At 66.1% G+C, this 17795-nt stretch carries 13 protein-coding genes; 11 read left to right on the top strand and 2 right to left on the bottom strand.

All coding sequences use genetic code 11. From position 1 onward, the window contains the following. The first annotated feature begins 40 nt into the window (after positions 1 to 40). The 8 genes from atpE (at position 41) to U5798_RS12120 (ending at position 7973) form a co-directional block, all read left to right on the top strand. Positions 41 to 313: a F0F1 ATP synthase subunit C gene (gene atpE / locus U5798_RS12155; RefSeq protein ID WP_021160442.1), complete on the top strand. Its 273-nt coding sequence runs from the start codon at positions 41 to 43 to the stop codon at positions 311 to 313. A gap of 129 nt (positions 314 to 442) precedes the next feature. Then, on the top strand, positions 443 to 913 hold the full coding sequence (locus U5798_RS12150; protein WP_006751767.1) for a F0F1 ATP synthase subunit B: 471 nt from the start codon (positions 443 to 445) through the stop codon (positions 911 to 913). 2 nt (positions 914 to 915) lie between these two features. Further along, the gene (locus U5798_RS12145) at positions 916 to 1455 is read left to right on the top strand and encodes a F0F1 ATP synthase subunit delta (protein WP_124454628.1); all 540 of its coding nucleotides are present in this window, start codon (positions 916 to 918) and stop codon (positions 1453 to 1455) included. Positions 1456 to 1499: 44 nt separating this feature from the next. Further along, a complete protein-coding gene (atpA, locus tag U5798_RS12140) occupies positions 1500 to 3041 on the top strand; it encodes a F0F1 ATP synthase subunit alpha (RefSeq protein ID WP_021160444.1) in 1542 nt (513 codons plus the stop codon). A gap of 68 nt (positions 3042 to 3109) precedes the next feature. After that, the gene (gene atpG, locus U5798_RS12135; RefSeq protein ID WP_124454630.1) at positions 3110 to 3985 is read left to right on the top strand and encodes a F0F1 ATP synthase subunit gamma; all 876 of its coding nucleotides are present in this window, start codon (positions 3110 to 3112) and stop codon (positions 3983 to 3985) included. Between the two features lie 66 nt (positions 3986 to 4051). Continuing rightward, positions 4052 to 5446: a F0F1 ATP synthase subunit beta gene (gene atpD, locus U5798_RS12130; RefSeq protein ID WP_006477287.1), complete on the top strand. Its 1395-nt coding sequence runs from the start codon at positions 4052 to 4054 to the stop codon at positions 5444 to 5446. A 118-nt stretch (positions 5447 to 5564) separates the two neighbouring features. Beyond that, on the top strand, positions 5565 to 5990 hold the full coding sequence (locus U5798_RS12125) for a F0F1 ATP synthase subunit epsilon (RefSeq protein ID WP_006477288.1): 426 nt from the start codon (positions 5565 to 5567) through the stop codon (positions 5988 to 5990). A gap of 255 nt (positions 5991 to 6245) precedes the next feature. Next, positions 6246 to 7973, top strand: coding sequence for an AMP-binding protein (locus tag U5798_RS12120; RefSeq protein WP_124454632.1), 1728 nt, complete (start codon positions 6246 to 6248; stop codon positions 7971 to 7973). A 301-nt stretch (positions 7974 to 8274) separates the two neighbouring features. On the opposite strand, the gene U5798_RS12115 is transcribed toward U5798_RS12120, so the two are convergent. Together U5798_RS12115 and U5798_RS12110 are read right to left on the bottom strand one after the other, a co-directional pair. After that, positions 8275 to 8463, bottom strand: coding sequence for a hypothetical protein (locus tag U5798_RS12115; RefSeq protein WP_322082156.1), 189 nt, complete (start codon positions 8461 to 8463; stop codon positions 8275 to 8277). A 247-nt stretch (positions 8464 to 8710) separates the two neighbouring features. Further along, on the bottom strand, positions 8711 to 9508 hold the full coding sequence (locus tag U5798_RS12110) for a transporter substrate-binding domain-containing protein (protein WP_322082155.1): 798 nt from the start codon (positions 9506 to 9508) through the stop codon (positions 8711 to 8713). Positions 9509 to 9658: 150 nt separating this feature from the next. On the opposite strand from U5798_RS12110, the gene hemE reads away from it, so the two are divergent. The 3 genes from hemE (at position 9659) to putA (ending at position 17767) form a co-directional block, all read left to right on the top strand. Next, positions 9659 to 10753, top strand: coding sequence for a uroporphyrinogen decarboxylase (gene hemE, locus U5798_RS12105; RefSeq protein ID WP_322082154.1), 1095 nt, complete (start codon positions 9659 to 9661; stop codon positions 10751 to 10753). A gap of 451 nt (positions 10754 to 11204) precedes the next feature. Next, positions 11205 to 13466, top strand: coding sequence for a primosomal protein N' (locus U5798_RS12100; protein ID WP_124454640.1), 2262 nt, complete (start codon positions 11205 to 11207; stop codon positions 13464 to 13466). 368 nt (positions 13467 to 13834) lie between these two features. Further along, on the top strand, positions 13835 to 17767 hold the full coding sequence (gene putA / locus U5798_RS12095) for a trifunctional transcriptional regulator/proline dehydrogenase/L-glutamate gamma-semialdehyde dehydrogenase (protein WP_322082153.1): 3933 nt from the start codon (positions 13835 to 13837) through the stop codon (positions 17765 to 17767). Positions 17768 to 17795: the final 28 nt, after the last annotated feature.

Genomic DNA, 17795 nt, shown 5'->3' with positions numbered 1-17795 from the left:
TTTAAATCTCAGTTCCAAGTCTTTTCACAAAGGAGTGATCATGCAAGCTTACATCGCCAACATCCAGGGTCTGACCGCCATCGGTATCGGCATCATCATCGGCCTGGGTGCAATCGGCGCCTGTATCGGTATCGCGCTGATGGGTGGCAAGTACATCGAAGCCTGCGCACGTCAGCCGGAACTCATCAACCCGCTGCAAACGAAGATGTTCCTGCTGGCTGGTCTGATCGACGCTGCATTCCTGATCGGCGTGGGTGTCGCAATGCTGTTCGCGTTCGCGAACCCGCTCCTGTCGAAGCTCGTCGCAGGCTAAGGTTCCTCGGAAATATGCGTCCGGCGCAAGCCGGCGCAGGGCGGAACGGAGACTTGGGGCGCTGATCGAATGCAACTCGATGAGCGCCTTACCGTTTCATTTTTCCGGAATAGCAGATAAGGAAACACCGTGAATCTCAACGCAACTCTGTTTGCGCAAATGGTCGTGTTCCTGGTCCTCGCGTGGTTCACGATGAAATTCGTGTGGCCGCCGTTGATCAACGCCCTCGACGAACGTTCGAAGAAGATCGCCGACGGCCTCGCCGCCGCGGAGAAGGGCAAGGCGGAACTCGACGCAGCGCACAAGCGCGTGGACCAGGAACTCGCGCAGGCCCGCAATGACGGCCAGCAGCGCATCGCCGACGCTGAAAAGCGTGCCCAGGCGGTCGCCGAGGAAATCAAGGCCAACGCCCAGGCTGAAGCCGCCCGCATCGTCGCTCAGGCGAAGGCGGAAGCAGAACAGCAAATCGTGAAGGCGCGCGAAGCGCTGCGTGGCGAAGTCGCCTCGCTGGCCGTGAAGGGCGCCGAGCAGATCCTGAAGCGCGAAGTCGATCAAACGGCCCACGCCCAACTGCTGAATCAACTGAAAGCCGAGCTCTGATCATGGCCGAACTTGCAACCATCGCCCGCCCTTACGCAGAAGCGCTGTTCCGCGTGGCCGAGGGCGGTGACATCGCCGCCTGGTCCACGCTCGTGCAAGAGCTGGCCCAGGTTGCGCGTCTGCCGGAAGTACTGTCGGTCGCGTCGAGCCCGAAGGTGACGCGCACGCAAGTAGCCGAGTTGCTGCTTGCTGCGGTGAAGTCGCCGCTCGCGGCCGGCGCCGAAGCGAAGAACTTCGTGCAGATGCTGGTCGACAATCATCGCATCGCGCTGCTGCCGGAAATTGCCGAGCAGTTCGAGGCGCTCAAGAACGAACGTGAAGGCGCAGCCGACGCCGAGATCGTGAGCGCGTTCCCGCTGAACGGCTCGGATCTCGAAAGCCTCGTCTCGGGCCTCGAACGCAAGTTCAAGCGCAAGCTGAAACCGACGGTCGAAGTCGATTCGTCGCTGATCGGCGGCGTGCGCGTGACGGTCGGCGACGAAGTGCTCGACACCTCGGTTCGCGCGCGCCTCGCATCGATGCAGGCTGCCTTGACCGCCTGAGCGCCACGCCGGCACGCAACAGAATTGACTATCAGGAGCGAATAATGCAACTCAATCCCTCTGAGATCAGCGAGCTGATCAAGAGCCGGATCCAGGGCCTTGAAGCGAGCGCAGACGTTCGCAACCAGGGCACCGTGATCTCCGTGACCGACGGTATCGTGCGTATCCACGGCCTGTCGGACGTGATGCAGGGCGAAATGCTCGAGTTTCCGGGCAACACGTTCGGTCTCGCGCTGAACCTCGAGCGCGACTCGGTCGGCGCGGTGATTCTCGGCGAATACGAACACATCTCGGAAGGCGACATCGTCAAGACGACGGGCCGCATTCTCGAAGTCCCGGTTGGCCCGGAACTCGTCGGCCGCGTGGTCGATGCGCTCGGCAACCCGATCGACGGCAAGGGCCCGGTCAACGCGAAGCTGACCGACGCGATCGAAAAGATCGCCCCGGGCGTGATCTGGCGTAAGTCGGTGTCGCAGCCGGTGCAGACGGGCATCAAGTCGATCGACGCGATGGTGCCGATCGGCCGTGGCCAGCGTGAGCTGATCATCGGCGACCGTCAGTGCGGCAAGACCGCGGTGGCGCTCGACGCGATCATCAACCAGAAGGGCAAGGACCTGATCTGTATCTACGTCGCGATCGGCCAGAAGGCTTCGTCGATCATGAACGTGGTTCGCAAGCTCGAAGAAACGGGCGCGATGGAATACACGATCGTCGTCGCTGCTTCGGCATCGGATTCGGCTGCGATGCAGTACCTCGCACCGTACGCCGGCTGCACGATGGGCGAATACTTCCGCGACCGTGGCCAAGACGCGCTGATCATCTATGACGACTTGACCAAGCAAGCCTGGGCATACCGTCAGATCTCGCTGCTGCTGCGCCGTCCGCCGGGCCGTGAAGCGTACCCGGGCGACGTGTTCTATCTGCACTCGCGTCTGCTGGAGCGTGCGGCTCGCGTGTCGGAAGAGTACGTCGAGAAGTTCACGAACGGTGAAGTGAAGGGCAAGAGCGGTTCGCTGACGGCACTGCCGGTCATCGAAACGCAGGCTGGCGACGTGACCGCGTTCGTTCCGACGAACGTGATCTCGATTACCGACGGCCAGATCTTCCTGGAAACCGACCTGTTCAACGCAGGCATCCGCCCGGCAATCAACGCCGGCGTGTCGGTGTCGCGCGTTGGTGGCGCCGCTCAGACGAAGGTCGTGAAGAAGCTGTCGGGCGGTATCCGTACCGACCTCGCGCAGTACCGTGAACTGGCTGCATTCGCGCAGTTCGCATCGGACCTCGACGAAGCGACCCGCAAGCAGCTCGAGCGCGGCCGCCGCGTGACGGAACTGCTGAAGCAGCCGCAGTACCAGCCGCTGCAGGTCTGGGAACTGGCCGTGTCGCTGTACGCCGCGAACAACGGCTACCTCGACGACCTCGACGTCAAGCAAGTGCTGTCGTTCGAGAAGGGCCTGCGCGAAAACCTGAAGACCAGCCACGCTGACCTCATCAAGCGCATCGAAGACACCAAGGATCTCTCGAAGGACGACGAAGGCGCACTGCGCTCGGCGATCGAATCCTTCAAGAAGTCCGGTGCCTATTGATCCGCGAGTGACACACTGAGGCCGCGCGGGTGCCGAGCACCCGCGCCGCTTCGGTCAAGGAGCAAGCTATGGCTGGAATGAAGGAAATTCGCGGCAAGATCAAGAGCGTGCAGAACACGCGCAAGATCACGAAGGCGATGGAGATGGTGGCTGCATCGAAGATGCGTCGCGCGCAGGAACGCATGCGCGCCGCTCGTCCGTATGCAGACAAGGTCCGTGCCATCGCCGCGCACATGAGCCGCGCGAACCCCGAGTACCGCCACCCGTTCATGGTGGCAAACGACGGCGCGAACACGGCTGGTGTCATTCTCGTCACGACGGACAAGGGTCTGTGCGGCGGTTTGAACACCAACGTGCTGCGTGCGACGGTTCAGAAGTTCAAGGAGCTGGAAGAGAAGGGCCAGAAGGTCGAAGCCACCGCGATCGGTAGCAAGGGCCTCGGGTTCCTGAACCGCTTCGGCGCGAAGGTGATGTCGCAGGTCGTGCACCTCGGCGACACCCCGCATCTGGACAAGCTGATCGGCGCCGTGAAGACGCAGCTCGATCTGTACTCGGAAGGCAAGCTGTCGGCGGTTTATATCGCTTACACGCGCTTCGTCAACACGATGAAGCAGGAAGCCGTGATCGAGCAGCTGCTGCCGCTGTCGTCGGAACACTTCGAAGCCGATGACGGTACGCCGGCCACGTCGTGGGATTACATCTACGAGCCGGACGCGCAGGCAGTCGTCGACGAACTGCTCGTGCGTTACGTCGAGGCGCTGGTGTACCAGGCCGTCGCGGAAAACATGGCGTCCGAGCAATCGGCGCGCATGGTCGCGATGAAGGCCGCGTCCGACAACGCGAAGACGGTGATCAGCGAACTGCAGCTCGTGTACAACAAGAGCCGTCAGGCCGCGATCACGAAAGAACTGTCGGAGATCGTCGGCGGCGCAGCCGCTGTTTAAGCGCGCGCCCGGGACGACAACTGCGCCTTTGCGCGAGTAAAGAATCAGGTATTTAAAGGAAAAGCGATGAGTACTGCTGCTTTGGTAGAAGGCAAGATCGTACAGTGCATCGGCGCCGTTATCGACGTGGAATTCCCGCGCGACAGCATGCCGAAGATCTACGACGCGCTTATTCTCGATGGCTCGGAACTGACGCTCGAAGTCCAGCAGCAGCTGGGCGACGGCGTGGTCCGTACCATTTGTCTGGGTGCATCCGACGGCCTGCGCCGCGGCCTGACCGTGAAGAACACGGCAAAGCCGATCTCGGTGCCGGTCGGCAAGCCGACCCTCGGCCGGATCATGGACGTCCTCGGCCGTCCGATCGATGAAGCTGGCCCGATCGAAAGCGACGTGACGCGTTCGATCCACCAGAAGGCTCCGGCGTTCGACGAACTGTCGCCGTCGACCGAACTGCTCGAAACGGGTATCAAGGTCATCGACCTGATCTGCCCGTTCGCGAAGGGCGGCAAGGTTGGCCTGTTCGGCGGTGCCGGCGTGGGCAAGACCGTCAACATGATGGAGCTCATCAACAACATCGCGAAGGAACACGGCGGTTACTCCGTGTTCGCGGGCGTGGGCGAGCGTACCCGTGAAGGGAACGACTTCTACCACGAAATGAAGGACTCGAACGTTCTCGACAAGGTCGCGCTGGTGTACGGCCAGATGAACGAGCCGCCGGGCAACCGTCTGCGCGTCGCGCTGACCGGCCTGACGATGGCCGAGCACTTCCGTGACGAAGGCCTCGACGTGCTGTTCTTCGTCGACAACATCTACCGTTTCACGCTGGCCGGTACCGAAGTGTCGGCACTGCTCGGCCGTATGCCGTCGGCAGTGGGCTATCAGCCGACGCTGGCTGAAGAAATGGGCAAGCTGCAAGAGCGCATCACGTCGACCAAGAAGGGCTCGATTACGTCGGTCCAGGCCGTGTACGTCCCTGCGGACGACTTGACCGACCCGTCGCCGGCTACGACCTTCGGCCACCTGGATGCAACCGTCGTTCTGTCGCGTGACATCGCTTCGCTGGGTATCTACCCGGCGGTCGACCCGCTCGACTCGACGTCGCGCCAGATCGACCCGAACGTGATCGGTGAAGAGCACTACTCGATCACGCGTCGCGTTCAGCAGACGCTGCAGCGCTACAAGGAACTGCGCGACATCATCGCGATTCTGGGCATGGACGAACTGTCGCCGGAAGACAAGCTGTCGGTCGCACGTGCACGTAAGATCCAGCGTTTCCTGTCGCAGCCGTTCCACGTTGCTGAAGTGTTCACGGGCTCGCCGGGCAAGTACGTGCCGCTGAAGGAAACGATCCGTGGCTTCAAGATGATCGTCGACGGCGAGTGCGACCACCTGCCGGAACAGGCGTTCTACATGGTCGGCACGATCGACGAAGCCTTCGAGAAGGCCAAGAAGATCCAGTAAAGGCTTGAGTGAGTCGCAAGCCGGCGTGTGCCGGCCGGAGCAATGAGTCAGCGATGACTTATCCGGCCGCCCGCGCCGGCCGCAATACGCTCAACCTGTGGATGAGATCGGAGTCGATATGGCAACCATCAAAGTAGACGTCGTCAGCGCGGAAGAGCAGATCTTCTCGGGCGAGGCGAAATTCGTCGCGCTGCCGGGCGAAACGGGTGAGCTGGGTATTCTGCCGGGCCACACGCCGCTGATCACGCGGATTCGTCCGGGTGCGGTGCGCATCGAAGTCGAGGGCGGCAACGACGAATTCGTGTTCGTCGCGGGCGGCATTCTCGAAGTGCAGCCGGGCGCCGTGACGGTGCTCGCCGATACCGCGATCCGCGGCAAGGACCTCGACGCGGCGAAAGCCGAGGAAGCACGCAAGCGTGCCGAGGAAACGCTGCAGAACGCGAAGTCGGATCTCGACCTCGCAAAGGCGCAATCCGAGCTCGCGACCGCGATGGCGCAGCTCGAAGCGATCCAGCGTCTGGCGAAGATCCGCAGCCGGCACTGAGCCGCGCCGCGTATCCCGCGAAAGAAAGCAGCCTTCGGGCTGCTTTTTTTTCGTCTGCGTTTTACGGGTCGGATCATTCCGTCCGGTCGTGCTATTTCACCCGTCCGCCGCGATTCGATGTCAGAGTGTCGTCAGCGGAGCGCGGCATCATCCGCGATGAGGCCGCCCGTTGCGATCATTGCGGCGGAGGCGCGCGCAGCAGGCGTGCACAGCCGGCGCGCGCGGGCCGATCAGACAAAACGGACGGAGACATCGATGGCAGCAGACCTTGGCAAGGAGGCGCTGATCGCGCCCGAGAACGGCTTGTCGTACGTGCGCGGCGCGACCGACGTGCCGCTGTCCGAAGCGACGATCGGCCGGTTCCTGCTCGACACGGCGGGCCGCTTTCCCGATCGTCCGGCCGTCGTGTTCCGCGAGCAGCAGGTGCGCTGGACCTGGCGCGAGTTCGCGAACGAGGTCGACGTGCTCGCGGCCGGCCTGGCCGCGCTCGGCATCGTGAAGGGCGACCGCGTCGGTATCTGGTCGCCGAACCGCAGCGAATGGCTGCTCACGCAGTTCGCGACCGCGCGGATCGGCGCGGTGCTCGTCAACCTGAATCCGGCCTACCGGCTCGCGGAGCTCGAATACGCGCTGAACAAGGTCGGCTGCAAGGCCGTGATCTCGGCCGAGCGCTTCAAGTCGTCGGCCTATGTCGAGATGCTGCAGACCATCGCGCCGGAGCTCGCGACCGCGACGCCGGGCGACCTGCATGCGGCACGCGTGCCGAGCCTGCGCACGGTCGTGTCGATGGGCGACGTCGCGCCGGCCGGCATGTTCCGCTTCGCGGACGTGATGACGCGCGGCCGCCAGGCGGTCGATCCCGCGTTGCTCGATGCGATCGGCGCGTCGCTCACGGCCAACGACCCGATCAATATCCAGTTCACGAGCGGCACGACGGGCAGCCCGAAGGGCGCGACGCTCACGCATCGCAACGTCGTCAACAACGGGCGCTCGATCGCGACCGCGATGCGCTTCACCGAGCAGGACACGCTGTGCATTCCCGTGCCGCTGTACCACTGCTTCGGGATGGTGCTGGCCGTGCTCGCATGCGTGTCGAAGGGCGCGGCGATGGTGTTCCCGGGCGAGGCGTTCGACCCGGTCGCGACGCTCGCGGCCGTGGCCGGCGAGCGCTGCACCGCGCTGCACGGCGTGCCGACGATGTTCATCGCGGAGCTCGATCATCCGGCGTTCCCGACGTTCGACCTGTCGACGCTGCGCACTGGGATCATGGCCGGCTCGCCGTGCCCGATCGAGACGATGAAGCGCGTCGTGTCGCAGATGCACCTGTCGGAGATCACGATCGCATACGGGATGACGGAGACGAGCCCCGTGTCGTTCCAGAGTTCGACCGACGATCCGCTCGAGAAGCGCACGACGACGGTCGGCCGCATCCAGCCGCACCTGGAAGTGAAGATCGTCGATGCGAGCGGCGACATCGTGCCGGTCGGCGCAACGGGCGAGCTGTGCACGAAGGGCTATTCGGTGATGCTCGGCTACTGGGCCGACGACGCGAAGACGCGCGAGGTGCTGGTCGACGGGTGGATGCACACGGGCGACCTCGCGACGCTCGACGCGGACGGTTACTGCAACATCGTCGGCCGCCTGAAGGACATGGTGATCCGCGGCGGTGAGAACGTCTATCCGCGCGAGATCGAGGAGTTCTTGTTTCGGCATCCGAAGATCCAGAGCGCGCAGGTCTTCGGCGTGCCCGATGCGAAATACGGCGAGGAGCTGTGTGCGTGGATCGTGCTGCGCGCGGACGAGCAGATGACCGAGGACGACGTGCGTGCGTTCTGCACCGGGCAGATCGCGCATTACAAGATTCCGCGCTACATCCGCTTCGTCGACGAGCTGCCGATGACGGTGACGGGCAAGGTGCAGAAGTTCGTGATGCGCGACCGGATGATCGAGGAACTGAAACTCGACGTGCAGAAGACCGCTTGACGCGGTGCGGCGGCGGGAAAAAACGTGGCGGCCTGCGGGCTGCCCCATGCAGGTCGCTACGCTTTCTATGGACGAAAAAAAGCGGGCTTATTAGCCCGCTAAAAACCACACGCTACGGGGTTAGCGCGAGGAGACCAAAGATGAAACCGAATCCGGCGGGGGGCCGGAAACGACTCCAACAGGGATGCCCCTCGGAAGGGCTTCGGTACGTGACCGACTGGCTCGCAGCGCTTCGCGTCCGCTCACACTTGGCACACGAGACCGCATCCGTGTTGAAACCGTTGAGGCCATTGTGGGCGAATTAATGACCCGTCGCGGTAACAAAGTGTTTCAGGTTGTAACGCCCGCCAGATAAGGCTTGGCGGGATTTTTTTCTGTTTTCGGGGTCCTGAAAAAGGTCATTTTTACCCATATTTTCCGCAGCGTTTTCAGCGCATGCGCGCGATGCGTTTTTCATGCGTATCGGGCGCGATGAATTGCCGATTTTCACGCGAGAAAGTGCGTGGCATGACCGATACCGCCTATGACGATTCATTCGTCAGAAAGATTTTGAAACGTGATTGGAATGCGCGGAAGTCGGCCGAACGGCCGATTCAAATGGTTTTGCCGCGATCGCGGAGCGCTTCGGCACGACGGCGACGTGTAACGGCGGCAGGTTTGCCGCCGCCATGCCGCGCATTCGGGAGGCAGCGGCCGCGGGGTCGAGGCCCGTTATCGGCCGCCGCGCGCGGGCGCGCTCACTTCAGCCATTTGTCCGAAATCGCCTGGTATTCGCCGGTCGACAGCGCGAGATGCAGCCACTGGTCGACGTACTGCTGGAACGCGACATCGCCGCGCGGCACCATGTACGCCTTCTCGCCGAACTGGAACGGCTTGTCCGGATGCACCGAGCACAGCCCCGGATTCAGCTTTTGCTGCAGCTGCGTCTCGGACGCGTCCGTCACCATCACGTCGGCCTTGCCCGCGAGGATCTGCTTGAAGATCGTCACGTTGTCCGGATAGACGGTCAGGTTCGCATGCGTGAAGAACTGCTTCGCGAAACGCTCGTTGGTGCCGCCCGGGTTCACGATCACGCGCGTCTCGGGCCGGTCGATCTGCGCGACGGTCTGGTATTTGTCGGCGTCCGCGCAGCGCACGATCGGCGTCTTGCCGTCGACGACGTACGGCTGCGTGAAGAACACGCGCTTCTGGCGCTCGAGCGTCGTCGACACGCCACCCACCGCGATGTCGCATTTCGCGACGAAATCGGCGGTCAGGTTCGGCCAGCTCGTCTTCACGAAGTCGGTTTTCACGCCGAGCGATTTTGCGAGCGATTCGGCCATGTCGATGTCGATGCCCTCGAAACGGCCGTCCGCGCGGTAGTACGAATACGGCTTGTAGTCGCCCGTCGTGCACACGCGCAGCGTGCCGCGCGCGAGCACGTCGTCGAGCCGCGAACCGGCGCCCGGTGCGGCGGCGGTGCCCGTGGCGGTCTGCGCGTGCGCGGCGGCGCAGCAGAGCAGCGCGGCCGCGGCGAGCGTGGCGAATGTCTTCATCGGTCTCCCTCCTTCGTTTCGTGCGATATGAGCGTCCGATCATAACGGAGCCATCGCGCGCGTCATATGGCCGCCATCGCGTCGGCATGCGCAGCCTGAGGGCGGCTGTCCGGTAAAATGCCGCTTTGCCTTCGCATCGTCGCTCCTACCGTGGCCCATAACCTGCTCAACGACACCTTCCTGCGTGCGCTTCTGCGCGAGCCGACCGACTACACGCCGATCTGGCTGATGCGCCAGGCCGGCCGCTACCTGCCCGAATACAACGCGACGCGTGCGCGCGCCGGCAGCTTCCTCGGTCTCGCGAAGAATCCCGACTACGCGACCGAGGTGACGCTGCAGCCGCTCGAGCGCTTCCCGCTCGACGCCGCGATCCTGTTCTCGGACATCCTGACGATTCCGGACGCGATGGGGCTCGGCCTCGACTTCCAGGTCGGCGAAGGGCCGAAGTTCGCGCATCCGGTGCGCACCGAGGCCGACGTCGCGAAGCTCGCGGTGCCGGACATCGAGGAGACGCTCGGCTACGTGACGGGCGCCGTGCGCGAGATCCGCCGTGCGCTCACCGACGGCCAGGGCCGCCAGCGCGTGCCGCTGATCGGCTTCTCGGGCAGCCCGTGGACGCTTGCGTGCTACATGGTCGAAGGCGGCGGGTCGGACGATTTCCGTACGGTGAAGTCGATGGCGTATTCGCGCCCCGACCTGATGCACCGGATCCTCGACGTGAACGCGCAGGCGGTGGCCGCGTACCTGAACGCGCAGATCGAAGCGGGCGCGCAGGCCGTGATGATCTTCGATACGTGGGGCGGCGCGCTGGCCGACGGCGCATACCAGCGCTTCTCGCTCGACTACATCCGCCGCGTGGTGTCGCAGCTCAAGCGCGAGCACGACGGCGAGCGCGTGCCGGTGGTCACGTTCACGAAGGGCGGCGGGCTGTGGCTCGAAGAGATCGCGGCGACCGGCGTCGACGCGGTCGGGCTCGACTGGACGGTCAACCTCGGCGCCGCGCGCGAGCGCGTCGGCGGGCGTGTCGCGCTGCAGGGCAACCTCGATCCGACGATCCTGTTTGCGCCGCCGGCCGCGGTGCGCGAACAGGCGCGTGCGGTGCTCGACAGCTATGGCAACCACCCCGGCCACGTGTTCAACCTCGGCCACGGCATCTCGCAATTCACGTCGCCCGATCACGTCGCCGAACTCGTCGACGAAGTGCACAGCCACAGCCGCGCGATCCGTAGCGGAGCGGCGCGCTGAACGCAAGTGCCGTCATGCTGCGCTGCGGCATGACGATGTTTCGTTTTTGAAACTAAACAGGGCGCAACCCCGCACCCGTTGCCGATTCGGTGCTTGTCAAGACTTGACTTATACACATTTTCCACGTTGCAGCGCGGTAGAGCCCTGTATCGGTCAATTTGTCTCGCTATGGTTCGGTAATTTGAATAGCAGCCTTATGGAATAAGGCTTCGCGGGGCGGCGCAATGCGCGGCGAAAAACAGCGAAAAGCACGGCCCCGCGCGCGTTGCGGCCATTGAGCGGCGAGTTCTCAACAAAGTTATCCACAGGCTGGCCAGGGTATACGGCGATTCCTAATGCGAATCCAAAACTTAGCGCCGAATCTGAAGTTTTACTTTAAGTCTGCTGCCGCGATGCGGACGCGGATGCAAGCCGCCTGCACTTCGCGCATCGCTGCCGCCGGAGCGCCGCAATGAGCGGCACCTACCTGCGCGTCGCGCTCGACCATCCGCTCGCGACCCTGTTCGACTACCGCTGCGACGCGCATCCGGCACCCGTGCCCGGCACGCTCGTGCAGGTGCCGTTCGGCAAGCGGCAGGCGGTCGGGCTCGTCTGCGAAGTGACGACTCACACCGATGTGCCGCCGTCGCGGCTACGCGCGGTCGACGCAATCTGCACCGATCTCCCGCCGCTGTCGCCCGACTGGCTCGCGCTCGTGTCGTTCGCCGCCGATTACTATCAGCGCGGGCGCGGTGAGGTCGCGTTGCCGGCGTTGCCGCAGGCGCTGCGCGACGCCGGGCGCTGGGGGCGGTTGCTCGCGCCCGAAGTGCGCTACCAGCCGACGGACGCCGGCCGCGCGGCGCTGCCCGATGCGCTGCCCGCTCGCGGCGCGGCGCTGCGGCGGCTCGCGCAGGCGCTCGTCGACACCGGCTCGCTGACGCTGCCCGATGCGCGCGCGCTGCATCCGAAGGCGGCCGCGACGCTCGACGACTGGGCGGCACGCGGCTGGGTCGACGTCGAGGAGATCGGCTGGGCCGACGCTCCTGTGCCCAAAGCTGTGGATAACCTGTCGACAACCGGTGGACGAACTGTGCCGCCAGCGCTGACCGACCAGCAGGCCGAGGCACTCGACGCGATCCGCGCGGGCGAGGGCTTCGCGCCGTTCCTGCTGCACGGCGTGACGGGCAGCGGCAAGACCGAGGTCTACCTGCATGCGCTCGCGTCGCTGCTCGACGCGCGGCCGGACGCGCAGGCGCTCGTGCTCGTGCCCGAAATCAACCTGACGCCGCAGTTCGAGGCCGCGTTTCGCGCGCGCTTCGCGGGCGCGCTCGCCGACGATGCGATCGTCACGCTGCACAGCGGGCTCGCCGAGGGCGAGCGGGCGCGCAACTGGCTGGCCGCGCACACGGGGCGCGCGCGGATCGTGCTCGGCACGCGCCTGGCGGTGCTCGCGTCGATGCCGATGCTCGCGTTGATCGTCGTCGACGAGGAGCACGAGCCCGCATACAAACAGCAGGAAGGGCTGCGCTATTCGGCGCGCGATCTCGCTGTGTGGCGCGCGAAGCAGCTCGGCATCACGGTGGTGCTCGGCTCGGCCACGCCGTCGCTGGAAAGCTGGTGGCAGGCCGAGCAAGGGCGCTACACGCGGCTCACGCTGTCGCGTCGCGCGGTGGCCGACGCGACGCTGCCGACCGTGCGGCTGATCGATCTCGAAGAGGAGCGGCGGCGCGGCCGTGCGTCGATGGGCGGGCTGTCGGGGCCGCTCGTCGCGGCGCTGAAGGCGCGGCTCGAGCGCGGCGAGCAGAGCCTCGTGTTCCTGAACCGGCGCGGCTACGCGCCGCAGCTCGCGTGCGACGCATGCGGCTGGGTCGCCGGCTGCCCGCGCTGCAGTGCGTACGTCGTGCTGCACAAGCCCGAGCATGCGCTGCGCTGCCATCACTGCGGCTGGGAAGCGCGCATTCCGCGGTCGTGCCCCGAGTGCGGGAACGTCGACATCGCGCCGCTCGGGCGCGGCACGCAGCGCATCGAGGAGGCGCTGGCCGAGGCCGTGCCCGGCGCGCGCATCTTGCGGATCGACGCGGACAGCACGCGCCGCAAGGGCAGCGCGCAGGCGCTGTTCTCCGACGTGCACGCGGGCGAGGTCGACATCCTGGTCGGCACGCAGATGATCGCGAAGGGGCACGACTTCCAGCGCGTGTCGCTCGTCGGCGTGCTCAATGCCGATACCGCGCTGTTCTCGCACGACTTTCGCGCGAGCGAACGGCTGTTCGCGCAGCTGATGCAGGTGAGCGGTCGTGCTGGCCGCGCGGGGCTGCCGGGCGAGGTGATGGTGCAGACGCGCTACCCGCGCCACGCGCTGTACCACGCGCTCGGGCGGCAGGATTACGTCGGCTTCGCGAATTCGACGCTCGGCGAGCGCCGCGACGCGCACCTGCCGCCGTTCGTCTACCAGGCGCTGCTGCGCGCCGAGGGGCGCACGCTCGACGCGGCGCTCGCGTTCCTGCTGCAGGCCGCGGCCGCGTTGCCCGGCCTGCCGGGCGCCGATCGCGTGACCGTCTACGACGCGGTGCCGATGACGATCGTCAAGGTCGCGAACGTCCACCGAGCGCAGTTGCTGCTCGAAAGCGCGTCGCGGGCGGCGCTGCAGCACGCGCTGCGCGCATGGCAGCCGGAGTTGCGCGCGCTGAAGGGCGTGCTGCGCTGGAGCGTCGAGGTCGATCCGCTGGATATCTGAGCGGCGTGCTGCCGTAGCCAGTCAGCCTGCAAGCAGTCCGGCCCGTCGGGCGCCGCTCGACTGTCTCTTGTCGCGCCCCCGGCCGGGCGCCGCATCCCGTCATCCCACCCAGTGCAACCCGTTTTCGGCCGCTTCCGCGCGCGCAGAAGGTTGCACGCGCGTGTCGAATCGCCCCGATCAGGGAAAACACCGATCCTCCGACCACGGGCAACCCCTAGGTTGCAACCGCATAAGTGACTGATTATATTGGCTAACTTATGGGTGCAACCTACCTCGCAATTTGGTTGCACCTTTTTATTGCGTGCCGTAGGATTTCGCGCATCCTCTCACACCACATTGCCGGGCTCGCACCGGCGCACGAACCCACCATGGCAAGCACGACTCTCGGCGTCAAAGTCGACGACCTTCTCCGCTCGCGCCTCAAGGACGCCGCCGCGCGTCTCGAGCGCACTCCCCACTGGCTGATCAAGCAGGCGATCTTCGCGTATCTCGAGCGGATCGAGCACGGCCAGCTGCCGCCGGAACTGTCGGGCCACAGCGGCGTGACGGAGCTCGCCGACGGTCAGGCGGCGGACGGCGACGACGACAACTCGCCGCATCCGTTCCTCGAGTTCGCGCAGAACGTGCAGCCGCAATCGGTGCTGCGCGCGGCGATCACGGCCGCGTACCGCCGCCCCGAGCCGGAATGCGTGCCGTTCCTGCTCGGCCAGGCGCGCCTGCCGGCGAACCTGCAGGCGGACGTGCAGGCGCTCGCGACGAAGCTGGTCGAGGCGCTGCGCGAGAAGAGTTCGGGCGGCGGCGTCGAAGGGTTGATCCACGAGTTCTCGCTGTCGAGCCAGGAAGGCGTCGCGCTGATGTGCCTCGCCGAAGCGCTGCTGCGCATTCCCGACCGTGCGACGCGCGATGCGCTGATCCGCGACAAGATCAGCAAGGGCGACTGGCGCTCGCACGTCGGCCACGCGCCGTCGCTGTTCGTGAACGCGGCGACCTGGGGGCTGATGATCACCGGCAAGCTCGTGACGACCAACAGCGAAGCGGGCCTGTCGTCGGCGCTCACGCGCCTGATCGGCCGCGGCGGCGAGCCGCTGATCCGCAAGGGCGTCGACATGGCGATGCGCCTGATGGGCGAGCAGTTCGTCACCGGCGAAACGATTTCCGAAGCGCTCGCGAACAGCCGCAAGTACGAAGCGCGCGGCTTCCGCTACTCGTACGACATGCTCGGCGAAGCGGCGACGACCGAAGAGGACGCGCAGCGCTACTACGCGTCGTACGAACAGGCGATCCACGCGATCGGCAAGGCGGCCGGCGGCCGCGGCATCTACGAAGGCCCGGGCATCTCGATCAAGCTGTCGGCGCTGCATGCGCGCTACTCGCGCTCGCAGCAGGACCGCACGATGAGCGAGCTGCTGCCGCGCGTGCGCGCACTCGCGCTGCTCGCGCGCCGCTACGACATCGGCCTGAACATCGACGCGGAAGAAGCCGACCGTCTCGAACTGTCGCTCGACCTGCTCGAAGCGCTGTGCTTCGACCCGGAGCTCGCCGGCTGGAACGGCATCGGCTTCGTCGTGCAGGGCTACCAGAAGCGCTGCCCGTTCGTGATCGACTACCTGATCGATCTCGCGCGCCGCAGCCGTCACCGCCTGATGATCCGCCTCGTGAAGGGCGCGTACTGGGATAGCGAGATCAAGCGTGCGCAGGTCGACGGCCTCGAAGGCTATCCGGTCTACACGCGCAAGATCTACACCGACGTGTCGTACCTCGCGTGCGCGAAGAAGCTGCTCGCGGCACCGGACGCCGTCTACCCGCAGTTCGCGACGCACAACGCGCACACGCTGGCCGCGATCTATCACCTGGCCGGCCAGAACTACTACCCCGGTCAGTACGAATTCCAGTGCCTGCACGGGATGGGCGAGCCGCTGTACGAGGAAGTCACCGGCCGCGACAAGCTGAACCGCCCGTGCCGCGTGTATGCGCCGGTCGGCACGCACGAGACGCTGCTCGCGTACCTCGTGCGCCGCCTGCTGGAAAACGGCGCGAACACGTCGTTCGTGAACCGCATCGCGGACAAGACCGTGCCGGTGAAGGAACTGGTCGCCGATCCGGTCGACGAGGCGTCGAAGGTCGTGCCGCTCGGCGCGCCGCACGCGAAGATCCCGCTGCCGCGCAACCTGTACGGCGACGAGCGTCCCAACTCGATGGGCCTCGACCTGTCGAACGAACACCGTCTCGCGTCGCTGTCGTCCGCGCTGCTCGCGAGCGCGCACTTCCCGTGGCGCGCGGCGCCGATGCTCGACGACGATACGCTCGCCGACGCACCGGCACGCGACGTGCGCAACCCGGCCGACCAGCGCGACCTGGTCGGCACGGTCAGCGAAGCGACGGCCGAGCACGTGAGCGCGGCGCTCGCGCATGCGGTGGCCGCCGCGCCGATCTGGCAGGCGACGCCGGTCGACGCACGCGCCGACTGCCTGGTGCGCGCGGCCGACCTGCTCGAAGCGCAGATGCACACGCTGATGGGCCTGATCGTGCGCGAAGCCGGCAAGTCGCTGCCGAACGCGATCGCCGAGATCCGCGAAGCGGTCGACTTCCTGCGCTACTACGCGGCGCAGATCCGCGACGAATTCTCGAACGACACGCACCGTCCGCTCGGCCCCGTGGTTTGTATCAGCCCGTGGAACTTCCCGCTCGCGATCTTCATGGGCCAGGTGGCCGCGGCGCTTGCCGCCGGCAACACGGTGCTCGCGAAGCCGGCCGAACAGACGCCGCTGATCGCCGCGCAGGCCGTGCGCCTGCTGCGCGAGGCCGGCGTACCGGCCGGCGCGGTGCAGCTGCTGCCGGGCACGGGCGAGACCGTCGGCGCGGCGCTGGTTGCCGATCCGCGTACGCGTGCGGTGATGTTCACCGGTTCGACCGAAGTCGCGCGCCTGATCAACAGGACGCTCGCCGCGCGCCTCGACCCGGACGGCAAGCCGATTCCGCTGATCGCCGAAACGGGCGGCCAGAACGCGATGATCGTCGACTCGTCGGCGCTCGCGGAGCAGGTCGTCGCGGACGTGATGCAATCGTCGTTCGACTCGGCCGGTCAACGGTGTTCGGCGCTACGCGTTCTGTGTCTGCAGGACGATGTCGCGGACCGCACGCTGACGATGCTGAAGGGCGCGATGCACGAGCTGGCGCTCGGCAACCCCGACCGGCTGTCGACGGACGTCGGCCCGGTGATCGACGGCGAAGCGAAGCAGACGATCGACGCGCACGTCGCGACGATGAAGGAGAAAGGCCATGCGGTCACGCAGCTGCCGGCGCCGGACGCCTGCGCGCACGGCACGTTCGTGCCGCCGACGCTGATCGAGATCGGCAGCATCGACGAACTGAAGCGCGAAGTGTTCGGCCCCGTGCTGCACGTGGTGCGCTACCGCCGCAGCCAGCTCGACAAGCTGCTCGAGCAGATCCGCGCGACCGGTTACGGGCTGACGCTCGGTATCCACACGCGGATCGACGAGACGATCGCGCACGTGATTTCGAACGCGCACGTCGGCAACATCTACGTGAACCGCAACGTGATCGGCGCGGTGGTCGGCGTGCAGCCGTTCGGCGGCGAAGGGCTGTCGGGCACGGGCCCGAAGGCCGGCGGCGCGCTGTACCTGCAGCGCCTGCTCGCGACGCGTCCGTCGGGCCTGCCGCGTTCGCTTGCGCAGGCGCTGATCGCTGACGGCGCGGTCGACGGCGATGCGCGCGGCAACCCGGCCGCGGCGCTCACGACGTTGCGCGACTGGCTGATCGAGCAGCGCGAGCCGGTACTGGCCGCACGTTGCGACGGCTATCTGGCACAGGTGCCGGCCGGTGCGACCGCCGTGCTGGCCGGGCCGACGGGCGAGCGAAACACGTATACACTCGGCCCGCGCGGCACGGTGCTGTGTGTCGCGGCCACGCCGGGCGGTGCGCGTGCGCAGTTCGCGGCGGTGCTGGCGACCGGCAACCGTGCGCTGTTCGCGGGCGCGGCCGGCGAGGCGCTGGTCGCCGCGCTGCCGGCGTCGCTGAAGGCGCATGCGAGCGTGCGCAAGCAGGCCGACGCGCCGTTCGACGCGGTGCTGTTCGAAGGCGACAGCGACGAACTGCAGACGCTCGTGAAGGACGTCGCGCAGCGGCCGGGCCCGATCGTGTCGGTGCAGGGCGTGTCGGTGGGCGCGTTCGAGAACGGCGATGCGGAAGATTACGCGCTGGAGCGGTTGCTGACGGAGCGCTCGGTGAGCGTGAATACGGCAGCGGCCGGCGGCAATGCAAATTTGATGACGATCGGCTGACCATCCTTGCCGTTCGGATCAAACAAAG

This window comes from Burkholderia sp. BCC1972, from assembly GCF_905339605.1.
Classification (GTDB): Bacteria; Pseudomonadota; Gammaproteobacteria; order Burkholderiales; family Burkholderiaceae; genus Burkholderia.
This window is presented reverse-complemented; position numbering and strand designations above follow the sequence as displayed.